This window comes from Geodermatophilus marinus (assembly GCF_003428645.1).
Classification (GTDB): Bacteria; Actinomycetota; Actinomycetes; order Mycobacteriales; family Geodermatophilaceae; genus Geodermatophilus.
Genome location: NZ_QVQH01000026.1, coordinates 43,331 through 68,382, shown reverse-complemented (window position 1 = coordinate 68,382; position 25,052 = coordinate 43,331). Strand labels below are relative to the sequence as shown.

The 25,052-nt window shown below is 75.5% G+C and carries 26 protein-coding genes and 1 pseudogene; 13 read left to right on the top strand and 14 right to left on the bottom strand.

The window, feature by feature from the left end:
• Positions 1-512 precede the first annotated feature (512 nt).
• Genes D0Z06_RS20975 through D0Z06_RS20965 form a run of 3 tightly spaced genes read left to right on the top strand, consistent with a single transcriptional unit; the run spans position 513 to position 3,759 of the window.
• Entirely contained in the window at positions 513-1,799 is a 1,287-nt protein-coding gene (locus tag D0Z06_RS20975; RefSeq protein ID WP_233517858.1) for an AAA family ATPase, read from the top strand.
• Positions 1,796-2,806, top strand: coding sequence for a DUF58 domain-containing protein (locus D0Z06_RS20970; RefSeq protein ID WP_117379484.1), 1,011 nt, complete (start codon positions 1,796-1,798; stop codon positions 2,804-2,806). Before D0Z06_RS20975 ends, D0Z06_RS20970 begins: the two co-directional genes overlap by 4 nt.
• A complete protein-coding gene (locus D0Z06_RS20965; RefSeq protein ID WP_117379483.1) occupies positions 2,803-3,759 on the top strand; it encodes a VWA domain-containing protein in 957 nt (318 codons plus the stop codon). Before D0Z06_RS20970 ends, D0Z06_RS20965 begins: the two co-directional genes overlap by 4 nt.
• A gap of 72 nt (positions 3,760-3,831) precedes the next feature.
• On the opposite strand, the gene D0Z06_RS20960 is transcribed toward D0Z06_RS20965, so the two are convergent.
• From D0Z06_RS20960 to D0Z06_RS20945, 4 genes are all read right to left on the bottom strand, one after another.
• Positions 3,832-5,313 (bottom strand): glycosyltransferase family 2 protein, encoded by a 1,482-nt coding sequence (locus D0Z06_RS20960; RefSeq protein WP_117379482.1) that lies wholly within the window; start codon positions 5,311-5,313, stop codon positions 3,832-3,834.
• Positions 5,310-5,948 carry a hypothetical protein gene (locus D0Z06_RS20955; RefSeq protein WP_117379481.1) on the bottom strand — a complete coding sequence of 213 codons (639 nt, stop codon included), beginning with the start codon at positions 5,946-5,948 and terminating at the stop codon, positions 5,310-5,312. Before D0Z06_RS20955 ends, D0Z06_RS20960 begins: the two co-directional genes overlap by 4 nt.
• 182 nt (positions 5,949-6,130) lie before the next feature.
• The gene (locus tag D0Z06_RS20950; RefSeq protein ID WP_117379480.1) at positions 6,131-7,102 is read right to left on the bottom strand and encodes a quinone oxidoreductase family protein; all 972 of its coding nucleotides are present in this window, start codon (positions 7,100-7,102) and stop codon (positions 6,131-6,133) included.
• A gap of 125 nt (positions 7,103-7,227) precedes the next feature.
• On the bottom strand, positions 7,228-8,832 hold the full coding sequence (locus tag D0Z06_RS20945) for an alpha-amylase family glycosyl hydrolase (RefSeq protein ID WP_117379479.1): 1,605 nt from the start codon (positions 8,830-8,832) through the stop codon (positions 7,228-7,230).
• A 127-nt stretch (positions 8,833-8,959) separates the two neighbouring features.
• Here D0Z06_RS20945 and D0Z06_RS20940 point away from each other — a divergent pair, with 127 nt between their 5' ends.
• Positions 8,960-9,133, top strand: coding sequence for a winged helix-turn-helix transcriptional regulator (locus D0Z06_RS20940; protein WP_199522456.1), 174 nt, complete (start codon positions 8,960-8,962; stop codon positions 9,131-9,133).
• 16 nt (positions 9,134-9,149) lie between these two features.
• Here the strand turns inward: D0Z06_RS20940 and msrA are convergent, their stop codons facing one another.
• From msrA to D0Z06_RS26790, 3 genes and pseudogenes are all read right to left on the bottom strand, one after another.
• Complete coding sequence (msrA, locus tag D0Z06_RS20935; RefSeq protein ID WP_117379478.1) at positions 9,150-9,665, bottom strand: peptide-methionine (S)-S-oxide reductase MsrA; 516 nt, start codon at positions 9,663-9,665, stop codon at positions 9,150-9,152.
• A gap of 192 nt (positions 9,666-9,857) precedes the next feature.
• Positions 9,858-10,028 carry a VOC family protein gene (locus tag D0Z06_RS20930; RefSeq protein ID WP_199522459.1) on the bottom strand — a complete coding sequence of 57 codons (171 nt, stop codon included), beginning with the start codon at positions 10,026-10,028 and terminating at the stop codon, positions 9,858-9,860.
• A gap of 32 nt (positions 10,029-10,060) precedes the next feature.
• A pseudogene (locus D0Z06_RS26790) lies at positions 10,061-10,180 on the bottom strand (alpha/beta fold hydrolase); the annotation flags it as partial.
• 216 nt (positions 10,181-10,396) lie between these two features.
• Here D0Z06_RS26790 and D0Z06_RS20920 point away from each other — a divergent pair.
• Positions 10,397-11,644 (top strand): DUF4032 domain-containing protein, encoded by a 1,248-nt coding sequence (locus D0Z06_RS20920; protein ID WP_117379492.1) that lies wholly within the window; start codon positions 10,397-10,399, stop codon positions 11,642-11,644.
• Between the two features lie 27 nt (positions 11,645-11,671).
• Here D0Z06_RS20920 and D0Z06_RS20915 read toward each other — a convergent pair whose 3' ends face one another.
• Together D0Z06_RS20915 and D0Z06_RS20910 are read right to left on the bottom strand one after the other, a co-directional pair.
• Positions 11,672-11,974: a hypothetical protein gene (locus tag D0Z06_RS20915; protein WP_117379477.1), complete on the bottom strand. Its 303-nt coding sequence runs from the start codon at positions 11,972-11,974 to the stop codon at positions 11,672-11,674.
• Between the two features lie 22 nt (positions 11,975-11,996).
• Entirely contained in the window at positions 11,997-12,779 is a 783-nt protein-coding gene (locus D0Z06_RS20910) for a thioesterase family protein (protein ID WP_117379476.1), read from the bottom strand.
• 135 nt (positions 12,780-12,914) lie between these two features.
• Here D0Z06_RS20910 and fabG point away from each other — a divergent pair, with 135 nt between their 5' ends.
• From fabG to D0Z06_RS20895, 3 genes are read left to right on the top strand one after another with little or no spacing between them, the layout of a single operon-like run.
• A complete protein-coding gene (fabG, locus tag D0Z06_RS20905; RefSeq protein WP_199522455.1) occupies positions 12,915-13,631 on the top strand; it encodes a 3-oxoacyl-[acyl-carrier-protein] reductase in 717 nt (238 codons plus the stop codon).
• Positions 13,632-13,636: 5 nt separating this feature from the next.
• Positions 13,637-14,407, top strand: a complete 771-nt coding sequence (gene fabI / locus D0Z06_RS20900; RefSeq protein WP_117379474.1) for an enoyl-ACP reductase FabI — start codon at positions 13,637-13,639, stop codon at positions 14,405-14,407.
• Positions 14,408-14,460: 53 nt separating this feature from the next.
• Complete coding sequence (locus tag D0Z06_RS20895; protein ID WP_117379473.1) at positions 14,461-15,606, top strand: ferrochelatase; 1,146 nt, start codon at positions 14,461-14,463, stop codon at positions 15,604-15,606.
• A 72-nt stretch (positions 15,607-15,678) separates the two neighbouring features.
• Here the strand turns inward: D0Z06_RS20895 and D0Z06_RS20890 are convergent, their stop codons facing one another.
• The gene (locus D0Z06_RS20890; RefSeq protein WP_117379472.1) at positions 15,679-16,416 is read right to left on the bottom strand and encodes a hypothetical protein; all 738 of its coding nucleotides are present in this window, start codon (positions 16,414-16,416) and stop codon (positions 15,679-15,681) included.
• A 115-nt stretch (positions 16,417-16,531) separates the two neighbouring features.
• Here D0Z06_RS20890 and D0Z06_RS20885 point away from each other — a divergent pair, with 115 nt between their 5' ends.
• Positions 16,532-16,975 carry an NfeD family protein gene (locus tag D0Z06_RS20885; protein WP_117379471.1) on the top strand — a complete coding sequence of 148 codons (444 nt, stop codon included), beginning with the start codon at positions 16,532-16,534 and terminating at the stop codon, positions 16,973-16,975.
• Positions 16,976-17,023: 48 nt separating this feature from the next.
• On the top strand, positions 17,024-18,262 hold the full coding sequence (locus D0Z06_RS20880) for an SPFH domain-containing protein (protein WP_117379470.1): 1,239 nt from the start codon (positions 17,024-17,026) through the stop codon (positions 18,260-18,262).
• A 166-nt stretch (positions 18,263-18,428) separates the two neighbouring features.
• On the opposite strand, the gene D0Z06_RS20875 is transcribed toward D0Z06_RS20880, so the two are convergent.
• Together D0Z06_RS20875 and D0Z06_RS20870 are read right to left on the bottom strand one after the other, a co-directional pair.
• A complete protein-coding gene (locus tag D0Z06_RS20875; protein ID WP_117379469.1) occupies positions 18,429-19,451 on the bottom strand; it encodes an RNA polymerase sigma factor SigF in 1,023 nt (340 codons plus the stop codon).
• Positions 19,448-19,945 carry an ATP-binding protein gene (locus D0Z06_RS20870; RefSeq protein ID WP_117379468.1) on the bottom strand — a complete coding sequence of 166 codons (498 nt, stop codon included), beginning with the start codon at positions 19,943-19,945 and terminating at the stop codon, positions 19,448-19,450. The genes D0Z06_RS20875 and D0Z06_RS20870 overlap by 4 nt, the downstream gene beginning before the upstream one ends.
• Positions 19,946-20,155: 210 nt before the next feature.
• Here D0Z06_RS20870 and D0Z06_RS20865 point away from each other — a divergent pair, with 210 nt between their 5' ends.
• Both D0Z06_RS20865 and D0Z06_RS20860 read left to right on the top strand, forming a co-directional pair.
• A complete protein-coding gene (locus tag D0Z06_RS20865; RefSeq protein ID WP_117379467.1) occupies positions 20,156-21,982 on the top strand; it encodes a SpoIIE family protein phosphatase in 1,827 nt (608 codons plus the stop codon).
• Positions 21,983-22,039: 57 nt separating this feature from the next.
• On the top strand, positions 22,040-23,044 hold the full coding sequence (locus D0Z06_RS20860; protein WP_233517857.1) for a DNA topoisomerase IB: 1,005 nt from the start codon (positions 22,040-22,042) through the stop codon (positions 23,042-23,044).
• 78 nt (positions 23,045-23,122) lie between these two features.
• Here the strand turns inward: D0Z06_RS20860 and D0Z06_RS20855 are convergent, their stop codons facing one another.
• Both D0Z06_RS20855 and D0Z06_RS20850 read right to left on the bottom strand, forming a co-directional pair.
• Positions 23,123-23,521 (bottom strand): STAS domain-containing protein, encoded by a 399-nt coding sequence (locus D0Z06_RS20855; RefSeq protein WP_117379466.1) that lies wholly within the window; start codon positions 23,519-23,521, stop codon positions 23,123-23,125.
• A 319-nt stretch (positions 23,522-23,840) separates the two neighbouring features.
• Positions 23,841-24,254, bottom strand: coding sequence for a hypothetical protein (locus tag D0Z06_RS20850; protein WP_117379465.1), 414 nt, complete (start codon positions 24,252-24,254; stop codon positions 23,841-23,843).
• Positions 24,255-24,397: 143 nt separating this feature from the next.
• Between D0Z06_RS20850 and D0Z06_RS20845 the strand changes: the two genes are divergently transcribed.
• Entirely contained in the window at positions 24,398-24,964 is a 567-nt protein-coding gene (locus D0Z06_RS20845) for a DUF1360 domain-containing protein (protein WP_117379464.1), read from the top strand.
• The last annotated feature ends 88 nt before the right edge of the window (positions 24,965-25,052 follow it).

Genomic DNA, 25,052 nt, shown 5'->3' with positions numbered 1-25,052 from the left:
GCATCGGTAGAACCCGGCGCGGAATTCCCGCAGTCGATCGGCGGCCTCCGCGGCCGAGACCTCGCCAACGCCGCCTTGCGGGTGAACACTGTCCATCACGGCCACCGGTGATCGTTTGCAGCTCGCAACTCCAAAGGATCACCCGGTGGCCGCCCTCATGCCAGCCCCCGGATCACGGTCCTGTCATTCGAGGACCCACGGGGTTAAACGACAAGCTGAGACCGGGAAGAAGGGGCGTCGGGCAGCCACGGGGGGAGCTGCCCGACGCAGCGCAGAGGCTAGCAGCCGGACCTGTGAGCGGGGGCCGCTGTCCACACGCCGGGCATGCGGACTGAACCGTCGCGCGCGCCCTGACCGTCCGTGCTGGCGGGGGTGGCCTTCCGTGCACCGCGCGGCCCGGCGTGCGCTCCCGGCTGCCGCCCAGGAACGTGTAGGACACTGGCCGGGGGACGCCGAGGCGCCCCGTCGCCGGCTCCCCGCGGGGGCCGCGGCCCCACCGACCAGGGAGCCCCGTGAGCAGCGCTGCCAGCACCCCCCTCGAGAAGGCCGGGTCCCCGGCCGGCCAGCCCGTGCCGCCGTCGGCCGACGCGGCGCGCCTGGAGCGGGTGCTCTTCGAGATCAAGCGCGTCATCGTGGGCCAGGACCGGCTGGTGGAGCGGATGCTGGTCTCGCTGCTGGCCCGCGGGCACGTGCTCCTCGAGGGCGTCCCGGGCGTCGCCAAGACCCTGGCGGTGGAGACCCTGGCGCGGGTCGTGGGCGGCCGCTTCACCCGGCTGCAGTTCACCCCCGACCTCGTCCCCGCCGACATCATCGGCACCCGCATCTACAAGGCCGGGCAGGACGCCTTCGACACCGAGCTGGGCCCGGTGTTCGCCAACTTCGTCCTCACCGACGAGATCAACCGCGCCCCGGCCAAGGTGCAGTCGGCGCTGCTCGAGGTCATGGCCGAGCGGCAGGTCTCCATCGGCGGGGTGACCCACCGCCTGCCCGACCCGTTCCTCGTGCTCGCCACGCAGAACCCGATCGAGTCCGAGGGCGTCTACCCGCTGCCCGAGGCGCAGCGCGACCGGTTCCTCATGAAGGTGCTCGTCGACTACCCGAGCCCCGAGGAGGAGCGGGAGATCATCTACCGGATGGGGTCGACCCCGCCGGTGCCCGAGACCGTGCTGGACCCGGAGGACCTGCTCCGCATGCAGCGGACGGCGTCCCAGGTGTTCGTCCACCACGCCCTCGTCGACTACGTCGTCCGGCTCGTGGTGGCCACCCGAGCCCCCCGCGAGCACGGCATGGAGGACGTCGCCGCCTGGGTGTCCTACGGCGCCAGCCCGCGCGCCTCGCTGGGGCTCATCGCGGCCAGCCGGGCGCTGGCCCTGGTGCGCGGCCGCGACTACGTGCTGCCGCAGGACGTCCTGGACGTGACCACCGACGTGCTGCGCCACCGGCTGGTGCTCTCCTACGACGCACTGGCCGACGGCGTGCCGGCCGACCACGTGGTCAAGCGCATCCTCCAGACCGTGCCGCTGCCGCAGGTGGCGCCCCGCCAGCGGGCCGCGGGCGGCGGCCCGGCGGTCCCGGGCGGCCCGGCGGTGCCGCCCTACGGCGGCGCGCAGCCGACGTTCGGCCCGCCCGGCCCGTCCGGCCCCTCCTACGGCCCGCCGCAGGGCGGCCCGTACCCCGGCGGGCCGCAGTTCGGGGGTCCCCAGCCCGGCCCCGGCCCGCAGCCCGGTGGCGCCACCGCCGCGAGCGGGCCCTCCCAGCCCGGCGCCAACGGCTACGACCGCGGGTCCGCGCCCGCGTGATCCGCCGCCGTGCCTCCGGCGCCGCACCCGGGCACGCCGGCCGCCCGGCTCCCACGCCGGGCTCGGGCATCGACCCGGGGGAGGGGGACGGCGCCCCGCCGTCGTTCGCCGAGGGCCCGGCCGACGTGCTGCTGCAGCGGCTCGAGCTCACCGTCCGCCGGCGGCTCGACGGCCTGCTGCAGGGCGACCACCTCGGGCTGGTGCCGGGGTCGGGCACGGAGGCGGGCGACTCGCGCACCTACCACCCCGGCGACGACGTGCGGCGGATGGACTGGCCGGTGACCGCCCGGACGCAGGTCCCCCACGTCCGGGAGACCATCGCCGACCGCGAGCTGGAGACCTGGGTGGTCGTGGACCTCTCCGCCAGCCTGGACTTCGGCACCGCGCTGTGCCAGAAGCGCGACCTCGCCATAGCCGGGCTGGCCGCGGTCAGCCACCTCACCGTCCGCGGGGGCAACCGGCTGGGCGCGGTGGTCACCACCGGGGAGCGGGTGGACCGCTACCCGGCCGCGGCCGGACGGCTGGCCGCCGACCGGCTGCTGCGCGCCGTCGTCGGCACGCCCCGCGCCGAGCGGGGCCGGCGCGGGGACCTCGCCGCGGCCGTCGAGAGCCTGCGCCGCCCGCCCCGGCGGCGGGGGCTGGTGGTCGTCGTCTCCGACTTCCTCGGTGACAGCGACTGGGAGCGGCCGCTGCGCGGGCTCGGCGCCCGGCACGAGCTGCTGGCGATCGAGGTGGTCGACCCGCGCGAGCTGGAGCTGCCCGACGTCGGGCTGCTCACCGTCGTCGACCCCGAGAGCGGCCGGACCCTCGAGGTGCCCACCGGCGACGCGGAGTTCCGGGCCCGCTTCGCCGCCGGGGCCGCGGCCCAGCGGGAGGCCATCGCCGCGGCGCTGCGCCGGGCCGGCGCCGGGCACCTGCAGCTGCGCACCGACCGGGACTGGCTCATGGACGTCGTCCGGTTCGTCGCCGACCGCCGGCGCGCCGGCAGTGGAGGTGCCTCCCGATGACCTTCCAGGCCCCGCTGTGGCTGCTCGGCCTCGTGGTCGTGGCCGCGCTGGTCGCGTTCTACGTGGTCCTGCAGCTGCGCCGGCGTGCCTACGCGGCACGCTTCACCAACGTCGACCTGCTGAGCTCGCTCGTGCCCCGGCGCCCGGGGTGGCGCCGGCACCTGGCGTTCGGGCTGGTCGCCCTCGCGCTGGCGGCGCTGGTCGTCTCCCTGGCGGTGCCGAGCACCGAGGTCCGGGTGCCCCGCGAGCGGGCCACGGTGATCATGGCCGTCGACGTGTCGCTGTCCATGCAGGCCACCGACGTCGAGCCCAGCCGGTTCGAGGCGATGCAGACCGCGGCGAAGGAGTTCGTCGACGTGCTCCCGGCCCGTATCAACCTCGGCCTGGTCTCCTTCGCCGGCACCGCCACCACCGTGGTGACCCCGACGACCGACCGCGGCCAGGTGCGCAGCGCCATCGACAACCTGGAGCTGGCCGAGTCCACCGCGATCGGCGAGGCGGTGTTCACCTCGCTGACCGCGATCGCCAACTACCAGGCGACGCTCAACGCCGGCGACGAGGAGGTGCCGCCGGCCCGCGTCGTGCTGCTGTCCGACGGCTACAACACCGTGGGGCGCGACGACACCCAGGCCATCACCGCCGCCGCCGACGCGGGGGTCCCGGTCTCGACGATCGCCTTCGGCACCGACTACGGCACGCTGGACATCGACGGTGAGCGGGTGCCCGTCCCGGTCGACCGGGACACCCTCGAGCGGATCGCGGACGAGACCGGCGGCAGCTACAGCGAGGCGGCCAGCGCCGCGGAGCTCGAGGCGGTCTACGAGGACCTCGGCAGCCAGATCGGCTACACCGTCGAGCCCCGCGACGTCAGCTACTGGTTCGTCCGCGGCGGGGTCCTGCTCGCCCTCCTCGGCGTCCTGCTCAGCCTGGTCTGGACCAACCGCCTGCTGTGAAGCGGCCCCTCTGGCTGGGCCCCTCTGCAGGGTCCCGCGCCGAGCTTGCGAGGCGTGGGGGCAGAGGGGTCCTTACACGGTGAAGCCGCGCTGGCGGCGGACCAGCTTCTTCACCATGAACAGCGTCTGCAGCACCGTGATGAGGTAGAGCACCGGCCAGCCGATGGACAGGATGGCCGACTGGATGCCGACGCTCTGCTGGCTCCAGGCGACGATGAGGACGACGAACGTCGCCACCGCGCACACCGCCGGCATCACGTAGGCCGACCCGCGGCCGCGCTCGGCCGCCGCCTGCGCCGCCCAGTTGTCCTTCTCCACCCGCGCGAAGAACTGCACCCACGCGGTGACGAAGTGCCCCATCCGGATCCACATGTACAGCTCGGCCGGGGCGACCAGCAGCGCGTAGAAGATGTCCGACGCGCTCTTGTCGTGCATGGAGGCGGCGATGCGCAGGTTGAGCAGCGTGGCCACCACCGGCGGGATGAGCCAGACCGGGTTGAACACGAAGGCGTCGATGGACAGTGCGGCGGCCAGCAGGAGCAGGAAGGCCATGCGGGTGGTGATGTTGAAGAACATCGAGACGTTCTCGTACCAGCGCAGCCGCAGGTTCGGGTGCAGCGGCTGGCCCTTGGTGTCGCCGCGCTGACCGGGCCACAGCAGGTCGATGCCGCCGAAGTTCCACTTCACCTGCTGGCCGTGCAGCGCCCGCAGCGTCTCCATCGGGCCGACGAAGGCCCGCGCCCGGGCGCTGATCTTCGTGCTGAACCCGGCGTCCTTGATCTGCAGCGAGAGCTTGGAGTCCTCCACCTCCGAGTCGCGCACCCACGGCGCGGACTGGTGGTTGCGGTACATCACCGTCTCCAGCGCGCGGACGCTGAAGATGCTGCACTGCCCGCCGAGCACGGCCATGTTCCGGCCGCGGACCAGGTTGTCCATGTTGAACCCGGCGAACTGGGCCCGCTGCCCGGCGACGAGGAACCTCGCCATGGCGCCGTGCACCCGGGACTTGTCGAAGGTGTAGATGGCCGACAGCCCGCCGATGCGCGGGTCGGTGACCATCTCCTTCTCCAGCCACTCGACGCAGCGCCGGTCGAGCGTGGTGTCGCCGTCGACGCCGAGGACGTAGTCGTAGCCGCGGCTGACGTAGTAGCCGAAGTTGAGCGCGCCGACCTTCTTGTCAGGGTTCTCGCCGATGTCGTGGACGTGCACGACGGTGGTGAACAGCTCGCCCTTGACCACCCGCTGGTGCTCGCCCTCGAAGCGCCGGGCGATCTCCGGGGTGTCGTCGTCGGTGTTGTTGATGATGACGTGGATGGCGTCGGGCAGCCGGGTCTGGCTCAGCAGCGAGGAGAGGACGTCGGCGATCGTCGACTCCTCGTTGTACGCCGGGATGATGCAGCTGATGGTGGCGTGCCGGCGTGCCTCGTCGGTGGCCGGACCACCGAACTCGGCCGGGACGAGCGAGCTGATGTCGGGGACCTGGCCGCTCCCCCGGGCGAGCAGCTGGACGCGGTCGGTCGCCCGACGCATGCCGTGCAGGACGACCTGGCTCACGGGGTCTCCTCCTGGAGGAAGGGCAGCACGATGCTGTCGAGGACGGTCTGGCGGAAGTAGCGCTCGGAGCCGGGCTCGGTCTCGACGAGCAGGTCGAACTGGACCGAGAGGGTCACCCGGTCGGCGTCGGCCGCCGACGGCGTGAGGACGAGCGCGGTGCCGTAGCTGTAGGGCGGCTGGAGGGCGAACTCGCCGCGGTCCTCGGCGACGACGGTGCGCGTGCTGCCGTCGTCGGCGGTGGCGGCGAACCGGGTGACCAGCACCTCGAGGTCGTCGTCCCCACCCTCGAGGTGCGCCGAGAGCTGCAGGCCCTTGGTGCCGGCGGCCCGCCACTCGACCGCCGGCTCCGCGGTCCACCAGTCGACCACCAGCGTGCGGTCACCGGCCGGCACGGTGTGCGTGGTGGCGCCGGTGTCGAGCTCGCCGGCGGGGCGGGTGGGGGCGGGGTCGGCCACGGCGACCGCCGCCGCGGCGGCCGGGCGCTCCGGTGCGGTCGTGGTCGCCGCGGTGTCGCCCCGGAGGTCGGGGCTCATGCTGACGTCGGGCAGCGTGCAGCCCGACAGGAGGGTGCCGGCGGCGACGAGCAGCGCCGCCCCGGCGGGTCGCCGGGCACGCCGGCGGACGGGTGTGGTCACGAGGTCTCTCCCTGGGTGCGGCCGAGGCCGCGGCCGACAGACACCCGCAGGGAGGGTGGGCGGCGTCGGCCCCCTCAGCTGCGGCCGTCTCCGACCGTAGGGAGTCCGCTACCGCAGGTCAGCCCCTTCTCACCCGTCCGGGGCGGGGTGCCGCCCGCCCGGGCGGGCGGCACCCCGGACGGTCACCGAGCGGGGTCGAGCGCGAGCTTGCCGGTGGTGCGCCGGGCCAGCAGGTCCTGGTGGGCCTCCCGGACGGCTGACAGCGGGTAGCGCCCGCCGGCGACCGGGCGCAGCGCCCCCTCGGCCACCAGCGGCAGCAGGTCGCCCATGGCCTCGTCGAGCATCGCCGGGCGGCTGAAGCAGTGCGCGAGCCAGAACCCGATCACCGCGCGGCTGGTGCCCATGAGGGACGGCGCCTGCACCGGCCTGGGCGGCCGGCGGCCGGCCATCCCGTAGGCGACCAGCCGGCCGAAGGGCGCCAGCGCCGACAGCGAGCCGTCGAAGACGTTGCCGCCGGTCATCTCCAGCACCACGTCGACCCGCGCGCCCCCGTTGGCCTCGCGCAGGGCCGCGGTGAAGGCCTTCGGGTCGTCCTCGGCCAGGGCGGGGTCGACGGTGGCGTCGGCGCCGAGCTCCTCGGCCAGCGCCCGCTTCTCCGGGCTGGAGGCGGTGGCGATGACCCGCCCGGCGCCCCACCGCGCGGCCAGCTGGACGGCCAGCGACCCCACCCCGCCGGCGCCGGCGATCACGACCACCGACTCGCCGGGGGCCAGGTGGGCGCTGGTGCGCAGCAGGTGCCAGGCGGTCGACCCCTGCAGGACGACGGCGAGGGCCTGCTCGTCGGTGACCCCGTCGGGCACCGGCCAGGTCAGCCGCGCGTTCGCGGCCACCTTCTGGGCGTAGCCGCCGCCCTCGACCAGGCCCACGACGCGCTCGCCGCCGCCGGCCGGGGTGCCGACGAACTCCGCGCCGGGCACCAGCGGCAGCTGCTGCGGCGCCAGGTAGCTGTCCTCGGTCTGGTGGGTGTCGGCGTAGTTCACCCCGGCCGAGGAGACGTCGTAGAGCTGCTGGCCGGGGCCGGGCTCCGGCTCCGGGACGTCGACGACCTCGAGGACCTCGGGCCCGCCGAAGCGGGTGATCTGCACGGCTCGCATGCACCCGACGCTAGGTGATGCCCGGACCGCGAGCGCCACGCGGTCGAGCTGACCCCGAGGATGGCCGAGCCCCGCGAGCGCAGCGCGCAGCGGCAGCGTGCGGGGCGTGCTGATCGCCCCCGCGCTCAACTGCCGGGAGCCGGGTCGATCAGTCGCAGCAGCACGGCTTCGGTCGGCCGCAGCACGAGTTCCGGCAGCGTCCCGCCGGGTCCGCGCGGCGCGTCGCCGGGCGAGCCGGCGTCCGTGGAGAGGACGACGTCGTAGCGGCCGTCCGGCAAGGCCCCGGCCCGCAGCCGCCGGGGCTCGGTGGCGAAGTTGACCGCGGCGAGCAGGCGTTCCGTGCCGTGGGTGCGCAGCCAGGCCAGCACGTCCGGGCCGGCATCGAGCAGGTGCTGGTCGCCGACCTGCAGGGTGGCGGAGTCGGCCCGCAGCTGTCCGAGTCGGCGGCTCAGGGAGAGCGTCGAGCGCGGGTCGCGAGCCTGGGTCTCGACGCAGAGCGCTTCGGCCTCGCGGACCAGCGGCAGCCACGGGGTGCCCGTCGTGAAGCCGGCACCGGGGCCGGCGACGGAGGGCGGGCGCCAGGGGAGGGGAGCCCGCTCGGGATCGCGGCCGTCGACGTCGACGACCCGCTCCGGTGGGATCTCGGCATCGGGCAGGCCGAGCTCGTCGCCCTGGAAGAGGAACGGCGTGCCGCGCAGCGCGGTGAGCACGAGCGCGACGGCCCGGGCCCGGGCCGGCCCGGAGCCGCCGTCGTCGTCGTACCGGGTGGCGATGCGGGAGTGGTCGTGGTTGCCGAGGAACCACGCCGGCCACGCGTCCGGCTCGGCCAGGGACTCGAAGTCGCCGATGACCGAGCGGAAGGCGGCGGCGTCCCAGGGCAGGTGCAGGAAGACGAAGTTGTGCGCCATGTGCAGCTGGTCGCCGCCGGCGAGGTAGTCGACGACACGGTGCAGGTCCAGCAGGTACACCTCGCCGACGATCATCCGGTCCGGGTACTCGTCCACCACCCGGCGGATGCCGCGCAGCCGGGCGTGCGCGACCGGCTCCCAGTCCTGGTCGTGCCGGATGTCGGAGCCGGCGTTGCTGCGCAGCAGCGGGTCCTTGCCCAGCCGTTGCAGTGCGTCGATCCGCAACCCGTCGACACCGCGGTCCAGCCAGAACCGGACCACGTCGTGCATCGCCGCCTCGACCTCCGGGTTGTCCCAGTTCAGGTCGGGCTGCTGCGGGGTGTACGAGTTCAGGTACCACTGGTCGGTGCGGTCGTCGAAGGTCCAGGCCGGGCCGACGGCGCCGAACTCGGACCGCCAGTCGTTGGGTGGCCCTCCGTCCGGGGCGCCGTCCCGCCAGACGTACCAGTCGCGCTTCGGGTCGTCCCGGGACGATCGGGAGGCGAGGAACCACGGGTGCTGGTCGGAGCTGTGGTTGGGGACCCAGTCCAGCACCACCCGGATGCCGCGATCGTGGCAGTCGGCGATCAGCCGGTCGAGCTCGTCGAGCGTGCCGAAGTGCGGGTCGACGTCGCAGAAGTCGGCCACGTCGTAGCCGAAATCCGCCATCGGGGAGCGGAAGACCGGGGAGAGCCACACCGCCGCGACGTGCAGGGCCGAGAGGTGGTCGAGGTGGGTCCGCAGGCCCTGGAGGTCTCCGATGCCATCCCCGTTCCCGTCGGCGAAGGACCGCGGGTACACCTGGTAGATCGCGCCGCGCTGCCACCAGGGGGACGTGCTCATGCCGGGAGCCTAGGGTCCGGCTGTCCCCGCTCCCGCCCGCAGCCGGGTGCGGGCGAGGCCGTACGGCCAGACGTACGTCATGTGCCCCTTGGAGCTGTCCTGCCCACTGGCGCGGGGCAGCTAGAGGATGCTCACCCGGACGCTGCGCTCCCTGGCGCGCGACGGCCTGATCCCCCGCACGGTGACGCCGACCGTGCCGGTCACCGTCCCCCACGGGCTGATCGACCTCGGCCGTCGGGCCGCGTACGACGGCGCGAGCGCCTGGACCGAGCGCGGGTCACCGGCCCCGCGGGGCCGGTGACCCGTGACCTCCTCCGTCAGGCGGTCTGCGCCGGGCGGCGTGGGAGCACCCAGTCCGGCCGCACGTAGTGGCAGGTGTAGCCGAACGGGTACTTCTGCAGGTAGTCCTGGTGCTCCTCCTCCGCCTCCCAGAAGGGCCCGGCGGGCGTCACCTCGGTGACGACCTTGCCGGCCCACAGGCCCGAGGCGTCGACGTCGGCGATCGTGTCGAGCGCGACGCGCTGCTGCTCGTCGCTCGTGTAGAAGATCGCCGAGCGGTAGCTCCGGCCCACGTCGTTGCCCTGCCGGTCCTTCGTCGACGGATCGTGGATCTGGAAGAAGAACTCCAGCAGCTGCCGGAACGAGATCACGTCGGGGTCGAAGACGACCTCGACCGCCTCCGCGTGGTCACCGTGGTTCCGGTACGTAGCGTTGGGGGTGTCGCCCCCGGAATAGCCGACCCGGGTCGAGATCACCCCGGGGCGCTTGCGCAGCAGCTCCTGCGCGCCCCAGAAGCAGCCACCGGCGAGGATCGCGGTCTCGGTGGTCAACATCGCCTCCCTCTGTGTCGATCGCGACAGGAGAACACCGCGACCGGTGCCGGTGTTTCCTCCGGCACCGTCGATCTCGGCGGACCGAGACCCGGGTCGACCCGGGCGGCCGGAGGTCGAGCCGTGCCGTGGCCCGGCTCCACCTCACCGCGGCCGGGTTGACCCGCGCCGCGGGAGGTGGAGCCGGCGGCCGGGTCAGCCGTTGCACGGCGGGAGCACGGCCAGCACCCAGGTGACGCCGAGGCGGTCGGTCAGCATGCCGTACAGCGGCGCGTGGCCGGCCGGGCCGAGGGCCGTGCGCACCGTGGCGCCGTCGGCCGGCCCCTTCCGGTACCGGGTGACCTCGCTGGACGTCTCACCGCGCACGGTGCGCCGGGACGTCGACCGGTCGGGGGCTTGGACGACCGGCCGTAGCCGCGCAGGTCGGGGCAGACGACGGTGGCGCCCGCCGCGGCGAGCAGGGGGGCCACGCGGTGCCAGGTGGTGTGCGTCCGCGGGTGCCCGTGGAGGAGGACCACCGCCGGCCCGGTGCCGCCGTGCCGGACCCGGAGCACCACGCCGGGAGCCACCTCGCGGTGCTCCTCCACGAACCCCTCGAACACCGGCCGATCCTCGCGGGTCGCCGGCCGGTCGGCACCGGGACGCGGGGTGGGTGCGGCCGGTGCGGGGGTAAGGAGGCCGCCGGGGCCGGTGACGGCACACCGGCCGGTTGGTCCGAGGACCGGAGGTACGGGATGCGCTTCCTGTTCACCCCGCCCGCGGAGGCGGCGACCGATCTGCTGACCCTGCCCTGGGCCGACCCGCTCGAGCGGTGGCAGGACGAGCGGGTCATCGAGATCCCGCAGACCGGGCGCACCCGTCACGTCGTGCGGTTCGTGGCGGCCGGCGACGGCCTGTTCGCGCTCAAGGAGCTGCCGGAACCCCGGGCGCGGCGCGAGTACCGGGTGCTGCGGCGGCTGCGCGAGCTGGGGGTGCCGGCGGTGGGCGTGCTCGGCGTGGTGGTCGACCGGCCGGCGGACCGGGAGGCGGTCCTGGTCAGCCGCTTCCTCGAGCACTCGATGTCCTTCCTCGCCCTGTTCGCCGACCCGCGCGGGGTGCACCTGACCCGCCGGGTCATGGACGCGCAGGTGGAGCTGCTGGTCCGGCTCCACCTGGCGGGGGTGGTGTGGGGGGACTGCTCGCTGGCGAACACCCTGTTCCGCTCGGACGCCGGCACCTTGGCCGCCTACCTCGTCGACGCCGAGACCGGGGAGGTGCACGAGCGGCTCTCCCAGGAGCAGCGCGACCACGACCTGGAGGTCGCCTACGGGCGGGTGACCGAGGAGCTCACCGACCTCCGGGCACGGGGTGCCCTCGCCGCGGACGTCGACCCCGCCCTGGCCGCCGCCGACCTCGTCGCCCGCTACGAGCAGCTGTGGGCCGAGCTCACCGGCGAGGAGGTGCTGCCCCGTGACCAGCAGCGCCTGCGCATCGGGGCCAGGATCCGCCGGCTGCAGGAGCTGGGGTTCGAGGTCGGGGAGGTGGAGGTCGTCGAGGACCCGGCCGGCGTCAGCCGGCTGCGGCTGACCACCCGGGTGGCCGAGCCCGGTGACAACCGGCGGCAGCTGTTCACCGCCACCGGCCTCGACGTCCAGGAGAACCAGGCCCGCCGGCTGCTCGCCGACATCGCCTGCCACCGCAGCCGGCTGGAGCGGGAGGAGCAGTGCCACGTGCCCGACGCCGTGGCCGCGCTCCGCTGGCGGGCCGAGGTCTACGAGCCGGCCCTGGCCGAGGTGCCCCCCTCGCTGCGCAGCGGGCTGGACGACGCGGAGGTGTTCCACGAGATGCTCGAGCACGGGTGGCGGCTGTCCGAGGCCGCGGGCCGGGACGTCGGCCCGGTGGCCGCGGCCCGGGACTACGTCGACAGCGTGCTGGCGACGGCGGCCGGCGACCCGGTCGCGCCGGCCCTGCTGCGGACCGCCCGCCCGCGGCCCGCGCCCTGACCGACGGCGCCGTACCGGGCGCCCGGCCTACCCCGCGGAGGACGGGCCGGGAGAGCCCAGCAGCCGCTCGACGACCGGGGAGCGGCGCACCGCCGCGGGCCGGCCGGCCCGCTCGGCGGCGTCGAGGTGGTCGAGCAGGAGGTCCAGCGCCGGGGCCGACAGCGCGGTGACCGACCCGGTGTCGATGGCCGCGACCCGGGCGGGCTCGCGGCCGTACCGGCCGACGAAGTCGTCGACGGCGGCCGCGTCCACCTCGCCGGCCAGGCAGAGCACGCCACCGCCGGAGGTGTTGAGCAGGCGGACGACGCCGCGCGGGGAGGGTGCGGGCACGGCTCCAGTGTGCCGCCCCGCGTCAGCGGGCGCGGACGAGGAGGGGCTGGACGACGGAGCCCACCGTGCCCCGCGGGTCGGCCAGCGTCCCGGTGCACAGCCCGATGCCGTCCTCGGCGAGCTCCGTGCGGCAGGACAGGTGCACCCACTCGCCGACCGGCTCGCGCAGGAGGGTCGTCGTCATCCCCGGCGGGATGGACAGCCAGGAGTCGATGGGCAGCTCGGCGGAGACGCCGTTGGCCGCGTCGGCGGCGACCAGCACGCGCGCCAGCGGGGTGAGCTCCTCGCCGGCCACCAGTGGGACGCGGACGCGGGTCCACACGTCGGCGGGGCCGGGCTCGTGCGGCGAGCCGGCAGTGTAGCGCCACTCGAGCGCCTGCCCGTAGCCCCAGTCGGTGAGGTCCGGCAGCACGGCGGCGGAGGTGCCCTCGGGAAGCGGCGGCGGGGTTGGCGACGGCGTGGTCACCGGCGGCCGCGGCCCGGTGGCGATGGTCCACACGCGGGCGGTGGCCACCGCGCGCCCGTCCACCACCATGCGCGCCTCGCTCAGCGCGATCTGCCGGCCGGGGCGCAGCGGCGACACCTCGACGGCCAGCTCGCGGCGGGGGATCGGGCCGAGGAAGTCGACGGTCACCCGGGTCACCCGCCGGCCCGGTGCGGCGGCCCGGGCCAGGCAGTGCACGAGCAGCGCGGACGGGGGACCGCCGTGCTGGGAGGTGGTGTCCCACGGGCTCTCGGTCGCCCGGGTCGGGCGGAACCGGCCCTCGCCGGCCGGCAGGTAGAAGGCCTCGGCGATCTCGGCCACGCGTCCTCCGCTCCGCGGCGGCCGGTGCCGCCGCCCCGGCGGCCATCATGGCCTGCCTGCCCGCGACCGGTGTGATCCGACACCAGCGGCTAGGTTCGTCAGCGACCACACGACGGTCGGCGAGGGAGTGGCGCGGTGGGTTCGAGCGGCGGCAGATCGGTGCTGGTGACCGGCGGCAACCGGGGGATCGGGCTGGCCATCGCCCGGGCGTTCGCCGAGCAGGGCGACGCGGTGGCGGTGACCCACCGCGGCAGCGGCGCCCCCGAGGGGCTGTTCGGCGTGCAGTGCGACGTCACCGACGCCGCGGCCGTCGACCGCGCCTTCCGCGAGGTCGAGGAGCGGCAGGGGCCGGTCCAGGTGCTCGTCAGCAACGCCGGCATCACCCGCGACGGGCTGCTCATGCGGATGAAGGAGGAGGACTTCACCGACGTCCTCGACGCCAACCTCACCGCGGCCTACCGGGTGAGCAAGCGGGCCGCGGCCAGGATGGTCCGCGCGCGGTCCGGGCGGATCGTCTTCGTCTCCTCCGTCGTGGGTCTGCTCGGCTCGGCCGGGCAGACCAACTACGCCGCCAGCAAGGCCGGGCTGGTCGGCCTGGCCCGCTCCATCGCCCGCGAGCTGGGCAGCCGCGGCATCACCGCCAACGTGGTCGCGCCCGGCTTCGTGGAGACCGACATGACCGCCGCGCTGCCGGAGCAGCGGCAGCAGGAGATCCTCGGGCAGGTCCCGCTGGGCAGGTACGCCTCGGCGGAGGAGATCGCCGACGTCGTCCGCTTCCTCGCGAGCGACGCGGCCGGCTACATCACCGGGGCGGTCGTCCCGGTCGACGGCGGACTAGGGATGGGGCACTGACGCAGATGGGCATCCTCGAGGGCAGGAAGATCCTGGTCACCGGCGTCCTCACGGAGGCGTCGATCGCGTACGCGACCGCGCGCATCGCGCAGGAGCAGGGCGCCACCGTCGTCCTGTCCAACTTCGGCCGGGCGCTGTCGCTGTGCCAGCGCATCGCCCAGCGGCTGCCGCAGGAGGCCGCCGTCGTCGAGCTGGACGTCACGAGCGACGAGCACCTCTCGACCCTGGCCGACCGGCTGCGCGAGCAGGGCTTCGACAGCCTCGACGGCGTCGTCCACTCGATCGGCTTCGCCCCGCAGGAGGCGATGGGGGAGGGCTTCCCCGAGGTCGCCTGGGAGCACGCGGCGACGGCCTTCCAGGTCTCGTCCTGGTCCTACGCCTCCCTCGTGCAGGCCTGCCGCCCCCTCCTGGCGAACCCGGCCTCGGTCGTCGGGCTCACCTTCGACGCCTCCGTCGCCTGGCCGGTCTACGGCTGGATGGGCGCGGCCAAGGCGGCGCTGGAGTCGGTCAGCCGCTACGTGGCCCGCGAGCTCGGCCCCGACGGCGTGCGGTCCAACATCGTCGCCGCCGGGCCGCTGCGCAGCATGGCGATGAAGTCGATCCCGGGCAGCAAGCAGTTCGAGGACGCCTGGCAGGGCCGGGCGCCGCTGGGCTGGTCGGTCACCGACACCGAGCCCGCCGGCAGGGCCGTGGTCGCGCTGCTCTCGGACTGGTTCCCCGCCACCACCGGCGAGATCGTGCACGTGGACGGGGGCTTCCACGCCGTGGGTGTGTGAGGCGCCACCACCCCCGACCGCATCCACCCGCGAACCACCGCAGAAGGACAGACGTGCCCAAGGCGACCGGTGTCGATCTCCACCCCGGCCAGCGGCCCGACGAGGAGCCCTCGCTCGCGGTCCGCAACAACGGCGGCGCCCCGCCGCCGTCCGAGCCGGCACCCCCCGGCCGGAGGGACGCGCTGCTGCTGCTCTCCTTCGGCGGGCCCGAGGGCCACGACGACGTCATGCCGTTCCTGGAGAACGTCACCGCCGGCCGCGGCGTCCCGCGCGAGCGGCTGCTCGACGTGGCCGAGCACTACCACCACTTCGGCGGCGTCAGCCCGATCAACGAGCAGAACGAGGCCCTCCTGGCCGCGCTCGAGGCCGACCTCGCCGCCGCGGGGATCGACCTGCCGGTCTACTGGGGCAACCGGAACTGGGACCCCTATGTCGAGGACGTCTGGCGGCGCATGGCCGACGACGGCGTCGAGCACGTGTACGTGCTGGCCACGTCGGCGTACGCCTCGTACTCGGGGTGCCGGCAGTACCACGAGGACGTCGCCCGGGCCCGCGCGGTCACCGGGGGCGGGCCGACCGCCGAGAAGCTGCCGCACTACTTCGACGCGGACGGCTTCGTGCGCGCCAACGCCGACGCGCTCGCCGCGGCCCTGGCCTCCCTGCCGGCGGACGTGCGGGACACCGCCCGGCTGGTCGCCACCGCGCACAGCATCCCGACCGCGATGGCCGCCGTCGCCGGGCCGGAGGGCCACGCCTACGAGACCGAGCTGCTGGCGGCCGGCCGGGCGGTGGTGGACGCCGTCGCGCCGGGCCGGGAGTTCGACCTGGTGTGGCAGAGCCGCAGCGGCCCGCCGTCGGTCCCGTGGCTCGAGCCGGACGTCAACGACCACCTGCGGGCGCTGGCCGAGAACGGCGAGAAGGCGGTGCTGCTCTTCCCGGTCGGGTTCGTCAGCGACCACCTGGAGGTGCTCTGGGACCTCGACAACGAGGCCCGCGAGACCGCCGAGGAGCTGGGCCTGACCCTGGCCCGCGCGGCGACCGCCGGTACCCACCCGGCCTTCGTCCGCGCGCTGGTCGGGCTGCTGCGGGAGCGCCGGGCCGGCGGCCCGCCCCGGCTGGGCACGAACTGCCCCGCCGCCTGCTGCTTCGTCGGTCGCCCCACCGGGCGACACCGCGGCCAGGAGCCGTCCCCGGCCTGAGCCGAGCCGTACCGGCCGTTCGTCGGGGACCCTGCGGGCCCCGCTCCTCCCGTCCCGACAGGCTGGAGGCCGTCACCGCGGCACGGCGTTGTAGGCGGCGGTCACCGCCTCGCGGACGGCGTCGGCCAGGGGGCGCAGCGCCTCGTCCCGGGCCGAGACCTGCCGGTGGGTGACCGCGGCCCCGGGGGCGTCGGCCAGCGCGAGGTCCAGGACGGCGGCCAGCCGCTGGGCGCGGGTCAGCAGCGCGAGCGCCAGCGGATCGCCGTCCGGGGGCAGGGACGGCGCGCGACCGGCGTCCGCCATTCCGGCCAGCAGCGCCGGCACCTCGGGGTGCCACCGGGCCAGGTCCAGGGACGCGAGCGCGCGCGTCGCGTCCCCGACCGCCAGGTCGAGCGCGCCGGACGCCGCCCGCAGCGTCCCCTCGACCGGTGGCGGCGCGGGGTGCGCGCCGTCCAGGGGCAGCACCGTCCACTGCAGCACCTCGGGCCCGGCGGTCTCCGGGACGACGGCCAGGCGCGTGCCGACCGCCGCCTGGCCGGCCGCCAGGGCCGGCTCGGTCAGGCCGGGGACCCGCGGCAGCCCGCGGACGTCCCCGGGCACGGGCAGCACGAGCCGGAACCGCTGCTCGCCGAGCCCGCGCAGGGCGGTCAGGGCCGCGCCCAGGGGCACCGCACCGGTGCTGCCGGGCAGGCCGGTCACCCGGTGCGCGGCGTCGGCGGAGACGGCGTCGAGCGCCTGGTCGTAGGAGGTGCGGCCGGCGAGCCAGGCGGTCGCCCAGGCCGCGAACCGGCCGGCGGGGAAGTCGCGCACCCGGTCGAGGCTAGACGGGCCCCGCGGCGCGCCCGGCGGGCGCCGTGCCCCCCGGTGTGGGGACGGCCGTGGTGGGATCGATCATGAGGGCCCCCGGGGGTGGGAGAGTGGGGACGTGGACGCCTGGCTGCTGTGGCTGATCGCCTCCGGCCTGTTCGCCGCGGGGGAGATGGCGAGCGGGGACTTCGTCCTGCTGATGTTCGCCGGGGGCGCCGCGGGGGGGTTGGCCGTCGCCCTGCTGGGCGGTCCGGTCGTCCTGCAGCTGGTCGGGTTCATCGTGGTGTCGGCGCTGCTGTTGGTCCTGGTCCGGCCGGTGGCCAAGCGGCACCTGGCCGAGGGCACCCCCGAGCAGCTCGACGGCGTCGCCGCGCTGGTCGGCCGCACCGCGCAGGTGACCCGCGCCGTCGACAGCCACGGCGGGCGGATCCGCCTCGGGGCCGACGAGTGGAGCGCGCGCACCCAGTTCGGCGGCGAGCACTACCCGGTCGGGGCGACCGTGCGCATCCTCCAGGTCGACGGCGCGACCGCGGTCGTCGGCGACGCGCTCGAGCTCCGCTGACCCGCCGGCACCGCCCGCCGGCCCGACTCCTCCGACGAAGGGAACCCCGTGGAGCCCGCACTCATCGCCCTCATCGTGGTGGCGCTTCTCCTGGTCGTGATCGTCGCCAAGAGCGTGACGATCGTGCCGCAGGCGCAGGCCAAGGTGGTCGAGCGGCTGGGCCGGTACAGCCGCACGCTGTCACCCGGGTTGTCCATCCTCGTGCCGTTCATCGACCGGGTGCGGGCCACGATCGACCTGCGCGAGCAGGTGGTGTCCTTCCCGCCGCAGCCGGTGATCACCGCCGACAACCTGCAGGTCGGCATCGACACCGTCGTCTACTTCCAGGTCACCGACCCGCGGCTGGCCACCTACGGCATCGCCAACTACATCACCGGCATGGAGCAGCTCACCACCACGACGCTGCGCAACGTCGTGGGAGGTCTGAACCTCGAGGGGGCGCTCACCGGCCGCGACGGCATCAACAGCCAGCTGCGCGAGGTGCTCGACGGGACCACCGGGCCGTGGGGCCTGCGCGTGGCCCGTGTGGAGATCAAGGCCATCGACCCGCCGCACTCCATCCAGGACTCGATGGAGAAGCAGATGCGGGCCGACCGTGACAAGCGGGCCATGATCCTGCAGGCGGAGGGCGCCCGGCAGTCGGCGATCACCACCGCCGAGGGCGAGAAGGCCTCGGCCATCCTGTCGGCCGAGGGGCGCAAGCAGTCCGCGATCCTGGAGGCCGAGGCCGACCGGCAGAGCCGCATCCTGCGGGCCGAGGGCGAGCGGGCGGCGCTGTTCCTGCAGGCCCAGGGCCAGGCGAAGTCGATCGAGACGGTGTTCCAGGCCATCCACGACGGCAAGCCCGACCAGGGGCTGCTGGCCTACCAGTACCTGCAGACCCTGCCGCAGATCGCCCAGGGCGACGCCAACAAGATGTGGATCGTGCCGAGCGAGTTCAGCAAGGCCCTCGAGGGCCTCGCCAAGCTCGGCGGGGCCGACGGCGACGGCAGCTCGTGGATGGACGTCGACCCCTCGACGAACGGTTCCGCGCGCCCCACCGCGGACATGGACACCAGCGGCTGGTTCGAGTCCTCGCTGCCCCGTGCGGCCGACCAGCCCGAGGCCCGCATCGAGCTGTCGAGCATCGCCGACACCGCGCCCGCCGTCCCGACGCCGCCGTCCCTGTCGGAGGTCACCGAGGACGTCCGGGAGAGCGGGCCGGCCGCGGACCCCGTCGTCCGGGAGCGGTTCGCCGCCCCCGACGCCCCCAGCGAGGGCCCGCCGCGAGACGCCCGGGAGACCTGACCCCGCCGCTACGGCTCGACGAGGGCTCGACGAGCGGGGGCCCGCAGGGCCCCCCGAGGAGGGCGTGACCGCAGGGTTCCGCGCGGGCCGGGGGCGGCTCCTGGCCGCGGCCCCGTCCCGGGTACCGCCCTGAGCCTGCGAAGGGTGGGGAGGACGGGGTCCTTCCTCAGTCCCTGAGCAGGCCCTCGCGCAGCTTGGCCAGGGTCTGCGAGAGCAGCCGGGACACGTGCATCTGCGAGATGCCGATGTCCGCGGCGATCTGCGACTGGGTCATGTTCCCGAAGAACCGCAGGATGAGGATGCGCCGCTCGCGGGCGGGGATGGTGGCCAGCAGCGGCTGCAGCGACTCCCGGTACTCCACGCCCTCCAGCGCGGCGTCCTCCTCGCCGAGCGTGGCCGCCAGCGTGGGGGAGTCGTCCTCGCCGGAGAGCCGCTCGTCGAGCGAGCTGCTGCGGTAGGCGTTGGCGACGGCCAGGCCCTCGAGCACGTCCTCGCGCGGGATGCCGAGGTGCTCGGCCAGCTCGGACGGCGTGGGGGCGCGACCGTTCTTCTGCGCCAGCTCGCCGACCGCCGCGTTGAGCGACAGGTGCAGCTCCTGCAGCCGGCGGGGGACCCGCACCGACCAGCCCTGGTCGCGGAAGTGCCGCTTGATCTCCCCGGTGATGGTCGGGACGGCGAAGGAGAGGAACTCCACCCCGCGGGTCGGGTCGAACCGGTCGATGGCGGCGATGAGGCCGAGGGTGCCCACCTGGAGGAGGTCGTCGAAGGGCTCGCCGCGGTTGCTGAAGCGCCGCGCGAAGTGCCGCACCAGCGGCAGGTGCTCCTCGACCAGCTGCTCGCGCACCCGCTCGCGGCGCGGGTCGTCCTTGTCCAGCGTGGCCAGCTCGGCGAACAGCGGCGCGGTCCGCTCGGCGCGGCGGCGGTTGTCGGAGACCGGTGCCGGGTCGGCGCCGGCACCCTCCGCACCGGGCTCGTCGGCACGGGGTTCCCCGGCACGGGGTTCCCCGGCACCGGGCTCGTCGGCGCGGGGTTCCCCGGCCGCGGCCGGCTCGGACCGGGGGTCGGGGACGACCGGTCCGTCCTCGGCCGGCACCGCTGCCTGCATCCCCCGCGGGTCGGTCGGGGACTGGTCGTCGCGCAGGGTGTCCTCCTCCACGGAGCGGTGGTCCCGGGCGGTCGCCCGGGTCACCGCACGACCGTGACGTCGTGGCCGGGGTTGCCGGCCGCGCGGTCGGGGTGCTGGCCAGGCAGGTACTTGTCCAGGGCGATGAGCGCGACGGGGCTGTCGCTGCCGTCACCCGCCGGGACCGTGGCCTGGGTGGCGCGGCCGGCGTCGACGCCGTCCACCAGCGTCTCCAGCACCGTCCAGCCGAAGCCGTCCCGCGGCACATCGGTGCCCTCGGCGGTCGGCACCCAGGCCTCGATGTGCAGCCCGGAGCGGCTGGCCTCGAAGACGACGGTCAGCCGCGCCTCACCGTCGACCAGCGCGGCCAGGGTGGCGCAGGCCTCGTCGACGGCCAGCCGGAGGTCCTCCACCGCGTCGAGGTCGTAGTCCATGCGGATGGCGAGGTCGCCGGCCATGGCCCGCACCGCGGGCAGCTGGGACGCGGTGGTGGGCACCCGGAGCTCCAGCCGTTCGGCGCGCCGCCCGTCGTGCGCGAGGGCACCCCTCGAGTCCACCATCCGTCGTCCGCTCCTCGTGCTCGTCCTCGTCGCCGCGCCGGTCGTCCGTCGCGTGCTCCCGTCCCATCCTGCCCCACCGCCGCTGGCGGCCGGTGGCGTCGGCGCCGCTCGCGGCGCACCGGCGGCGAGTCCTACCCGGCGCGACGGGCGGCCAAACGGGCAGAACCGCCCGGTTGCCGGGCCCGAGGGCCTGTTGTTCCCTGTTCGCAGATGAACGCCAGCCACGACGACGGGCCGCCCGGGCCCCGTCCCGACGCGGACGAGGGCGCCCACGCGTTGGCCGCGGCGCTCGAGTCCGCGCCCGCTGCCGTCTTCGTCCTGAGCGGCCCCGGCCTCGAGCCGGTGTGGGCCAACGCCCGGGCCCGCGAGCGCGGGCCCATCGGCGAGGTGCTGCCCGCCGTCGACGGCCGCCCCGTGGCCGAGTTGGCCCAGGCCGTGCTGCGGACCGGCCACCCCGAGACCGTGGCCGGGGCGGTCGACGGCGGCACCGGGACGGCGGTCCTCCAGCCGGTCCGGGTGGCCGGCTCCCCGGGCGTCCTCGTGCTGCTCGAGGACGACGACCCCGGCGGGGCGCCGCCGGACCTCGTCGACCAGGTCCAGCTGTCCCTGCTGCCGCCCTCCCTCCCGCTGCTGCCCGACATCCGGCTCTCCGGCAGCTACCACCGCGCCTCGTCGGTGCGCGCGGCCGGCGGCGACTGGTACGACGCCGTCCCGCTCGGTTCCGGGCGGGTCGGGGTGGTCGTGGGCGACGCGGTCGGCTCCGGCGTCCCGGCCGTGGGCGCGATGAGCCGGCTCCGGGGCGCCATGCGCTCGGCGGCGCTGCGCGACCCGACCCCCGCGGCGGTGATCGGCGCCCTCGACGCCTTCGCCGCGCAGATGGAGGACGTCGAGGGGGCCTCGGTCTTCTACGGGCTGCTGGAGGCCGGCACCGGGCGGCTGGTGTACGCCGCCGCCGGTCACCCGACGCCCCTGGTCGTGCACCCTGACGGCCGCAGCGCGCCGCTGCCGCTGGTGGCCCGCCCCCCGCTGGGCAGCGTGCCCGGTGTCCCCACGGTCGTCTCCACCGCCGTGCTCGAGCCCGGGGCGACGCTGGTGCTCTACTCCGACGGCGCGCTGGCCACCGCGGGCCAGCACCCGGCCGACAGCATGGCCCGGCTGGCCGAGGCGGCGCGCGAGGTGGTCGGCCGGCCCGGCGCGCTGCAGGGGGACGGGCCGGCGGGGCTGGCCGCCGCCGTGGCCGGGGAGCTCCTGACCTCCGAGCAGCCCGACGACGTCGCCGTCCTCGTGGCCCACCGGCCGGCCGACCGGCTCCGGCCGCTCGCGCTGGAGCTGACCGCCGTCCCCGCCTCGCTGCCGCGGGTGCGGCGGCACCTGAGCGCGTGGCTGACCGGGCTGGGCATGGGGGAGCAGGACCGGGTCGGGGTCATGGTCGCCGTCGGGGAGGCCTGCGCCAACGCCGTCGAGCACGCCTACCGCGGGACCGAGCCCGGCCGGATGCTGGTCACCGCGGCCGTCGACGTCGACGGGCTGCTCACCGTGACGGTCCGGGACGAGGGCCGGTGGAAGCCTCCGGACCGGGACCCGGGGGACCGCGGGCGGGGGCTGCTCATCATGCGGCAGCTCGTCGACGGGGTGGTCCTGCAGGGTGAGCACGGCACCACGGTCACGCTGAACATGCGGCTGCGGCACGGGCCCGAGCAGCCCGAGGAGCGCCACGGCGGTCCGGCCGCGGCCGCGGTCGCCGTCGACCGCTCCGGCGCCCGCCCGGTGGTGCGGGTCGCCGGCGAGGTCGACGTGGTCAGCGCCGAGCAGCTGCGGATCCGGCTGCTGGAGGCCAGCCACGGGGGGACCGGTGAGGTCGAGCTGGAGCTGGCCGGGGTCACCCTCTTCAGCAGCGCGGCGGTGCGCGTCGTCCTCGCCATGGCCCGGATCGCGTCGGGCGAGGGCTGGCGGCTGGTCGTGCACGCCCCGGAGGGCGGGGTCACCCGCCACGTGCTCCTCATCAGCGGCCTCGGGGGCCTGGTCGAGCTGCGCTGAGGGGGAACGCGCCGCCGTCCCCGTTTGACCGGGGCCCGCGGTGCGCATCCACCGCCCGTGAGACTGCGGCGCAGCGACGTGCACGGCCCCGGGTGGCGTCGACGGAGGGCCGGGCGCGGGTTCGCCTACTACGACGAGACCGGGGCGCTGATCAGGGACGACCGGCTCGACCGGCTGCGCGCCCTGGCGATCCCCCCGGCCTGGCGCGAGGTGTGGATCTGCCCCTGGCCCAACGGGCACATCCAGGCGACGGGGCTGGACGCCGCCGGCCGCCGCCAGTACCGCTACCACGACGCGTGGCGCGCCAAGCGGGACGCCGAGAAGCACGAGCGGGTGCTGGAGATCGCCCACCAGCTGCCCGACGTCCGCGACTCGATCGCGGCGGCGCTGCGGACCCGGGGGCTGAACCGGGAACGGGTGCTCGCCTGCGCCCTGCGCCTGCTGGACCTGGGCACCTTCCGCATCGGCAGCGAGGAGTACGCCGAGGAGAACGGCACCTACGGCCTGGCCACCCTGCGGCGGGAGCACGTCACCGTCCGCGGGGAGCGGACGTTCTTCCGCTACACGGCCAAGGGGGGCATCGAGCGGGAGGTGGAGATCGTCGACCGGCCCACGGCCACCGTCGTCCGGCACCTGCTCGAGCGGCCCGACGACACCGGCGAGGAGCTCCTGGCCTACGAGACCCCGGACGGGTGGCGCGACGTCACCAGCGACGAGATCAACGCCTACCTCAAGGAGGTCAGCGGCGCCGAGATCACCGCCAAGGACTTCCGCACGTGGAACGCCACGGTGCTGATGGCCGCCCGGCTGGCCGAGGCGCCGCCCCCGCGCAGCCGGACCGCGCGCAAGCGCACGGTCAACGCCGCCTACCGGGAGGTGGCCGAGCAGCTGGGGAACACGCCCGCGGTCTGCAAGGCCAGCTACGTCGACCCGCGCGTGGTGGACCGGTACGAGAACGGCGAGACGGTGGCCGACGCGCTCACCGAGGCGGCCGGGGCGGACGACGACCGGGAGGCCCAGCGGGTCGTGGAGGCGGCGGTCTGCGCCCTGCTCAGCGCCTGACGCACGACGCGACGAGGCCCCGCCGGAGCGGGGCCTCGTCGCGCGGGTCGTCCCGGGCCGGTCGGCCCGGGCGGGTGGTCAGCGGGCGCTGCCGTCGACGATCGTGAACAGGTCGATCAGGCCGGTGACCTCCAGCGGGCGGGTGACCGCCCGGGTGGTCGCGACCAGGCGCAGGTCGACGTCGCGGGAGCGGGCCGACTTCTGGGTCTCCACCAGGACGGCGAGGCCCGCGGAGCCCAGGAACTGCACCCCGGACAGGTCGATCACCAGGGCCTTCGGCTGCTGCTCGAGCTGGGTGTCGAGCGAGGACCGCAGCACGGGCGCGGTGAACGTGTCGACCTCACCGACGACCGTCACCGTGACCTCGCCGTCCTCGCTCGTGGCGGTCGACAGCGTGATCACGTCGTCGAAGGGCGCCTCGGCGCCGTCGGCCGGCACGTCGGACTGCCCCTCGGCTGGCAGGTCGGATGTGGTCACGGGCTGAGCTCCTCTCAGCGGCGGCGCCCCGCGGCGCTACCGCCCGGCCAATCTACCGCCGGGGCGGACGCGCGGCGTGGTGGCCCCCGTCTGCGCACGTTGCCGGTCGTCTGCGTGCCGGGTCGGTTCCGGCACGCGAGCGGCTGCCTGCTCAACCGCTGCACCAAAGTAGACACAGCCCAGGCCACGCGCCAACCCACGGCGACGGTCGTCGTCGCCGTGTCACACCGTCGTGCCGCCCCCGGCCCCCCGCCGGGGTCGCCCGCGGGCCTGCTCCGGAGGAGCGCCGGACCGGTCCCCGGGAGCGGGGAGCGCCGCCTCAGCCGTCCGTCGTGTGGACGGCGGCCTCCTCGGCGCTCTCCCCGCCCACCGGCAGGTCGCCGGCGGCCTCGACGTCGTCCGCGGTCCGGTTGGTCCCGGAGTCCGACTCCGGGGTGGTCGAGGTGTCCTGCTCCAGCTGCACCGAGGCCCGCTCGGGGTCCTCGGCGGTCCGTACCCCGGGCTGCACGTCCGGCACCTCCCGGTCGAGGCGGCCGGTCAGCGACTCGCCCTCGGACTGCTCGAAGGCCGTGGTCCCGATGTCCACGCTGGCGCCGGGGTCCTCCCGCGGGACGGGGGCGAACTCCGGGTCCTCGTTGCGCCGCTGGGTGGGCGAGTCGTCCTGCGAGACCTCGGGGACGCCCTCGTCCTCGGGGAACACGTCGCGGGCGGTCTGGCCCTCGGGCTGGGTCATGCGGTGCCTCCTCGTCAGGCGGTGCTCGTCTCGGGGTGCGGCCGGTCCCGGCCGCCGACTGCACGTGCGCCTACCCGACCGCCCCCGGCCCATGCGTGGCGTCGGCCGCATGCCGCCGCGGGTGGACGGGTAGCGCGCAACCCATGGCGATCGCAGACGACGTCCAACGCATCGGTGCGCCGGTGCGCCGGTGGGCCCGCGCCCAGCAGCACGCCTACAGCCACGGGGAGGACCGCCCGCTCGGCGGGTTCCTGGGCGCCATGAGCGTCTACACGACGGTGGTGGCCGCGGCCGCGGCGGCGGTGCGGGCCTCCGGCCGGCCGCTCCCGGACCGGATCCCCCTCGGCGACGCCGTGCTGCTCACCGTCGGGACCTTCCGGCTGGCCCGGCGGATCGCGAAGGACCCGGTGACCAGCCCGCTGCGCGCGCCGTTCGCCAGCTTCGGCGGGGCCTCCGGGGAGGCGGAGCTGGCCGAGGGCGTCCGCGTGGAGCACGGCTGGAAGCACGCCGTCGGCGAGCTGGTGACCTGCCCGTTCTGCCTGGCGCAGTGGGTCGGGACCGGCTTCGTGCTCAGCTACGTCGCCGCGCCCCGGGCCACCCGGCTGGCCGCGCTGACCATGACCGCGGTCGCGGGGTCCGACGTCCTGCAGTTCGCCTACGACGCGGTGCAGAGCGCCGGCACGGGGGGCGGCGGGCAGGACGGCGGCTGACCCGTCGGGAGGACGGCGGGCGGCTCGGGCTGCCACGGCCCCCCACCCGCGCCTATCCTGTGATCTTGGCCGCCCGGTCTTCCCCGCC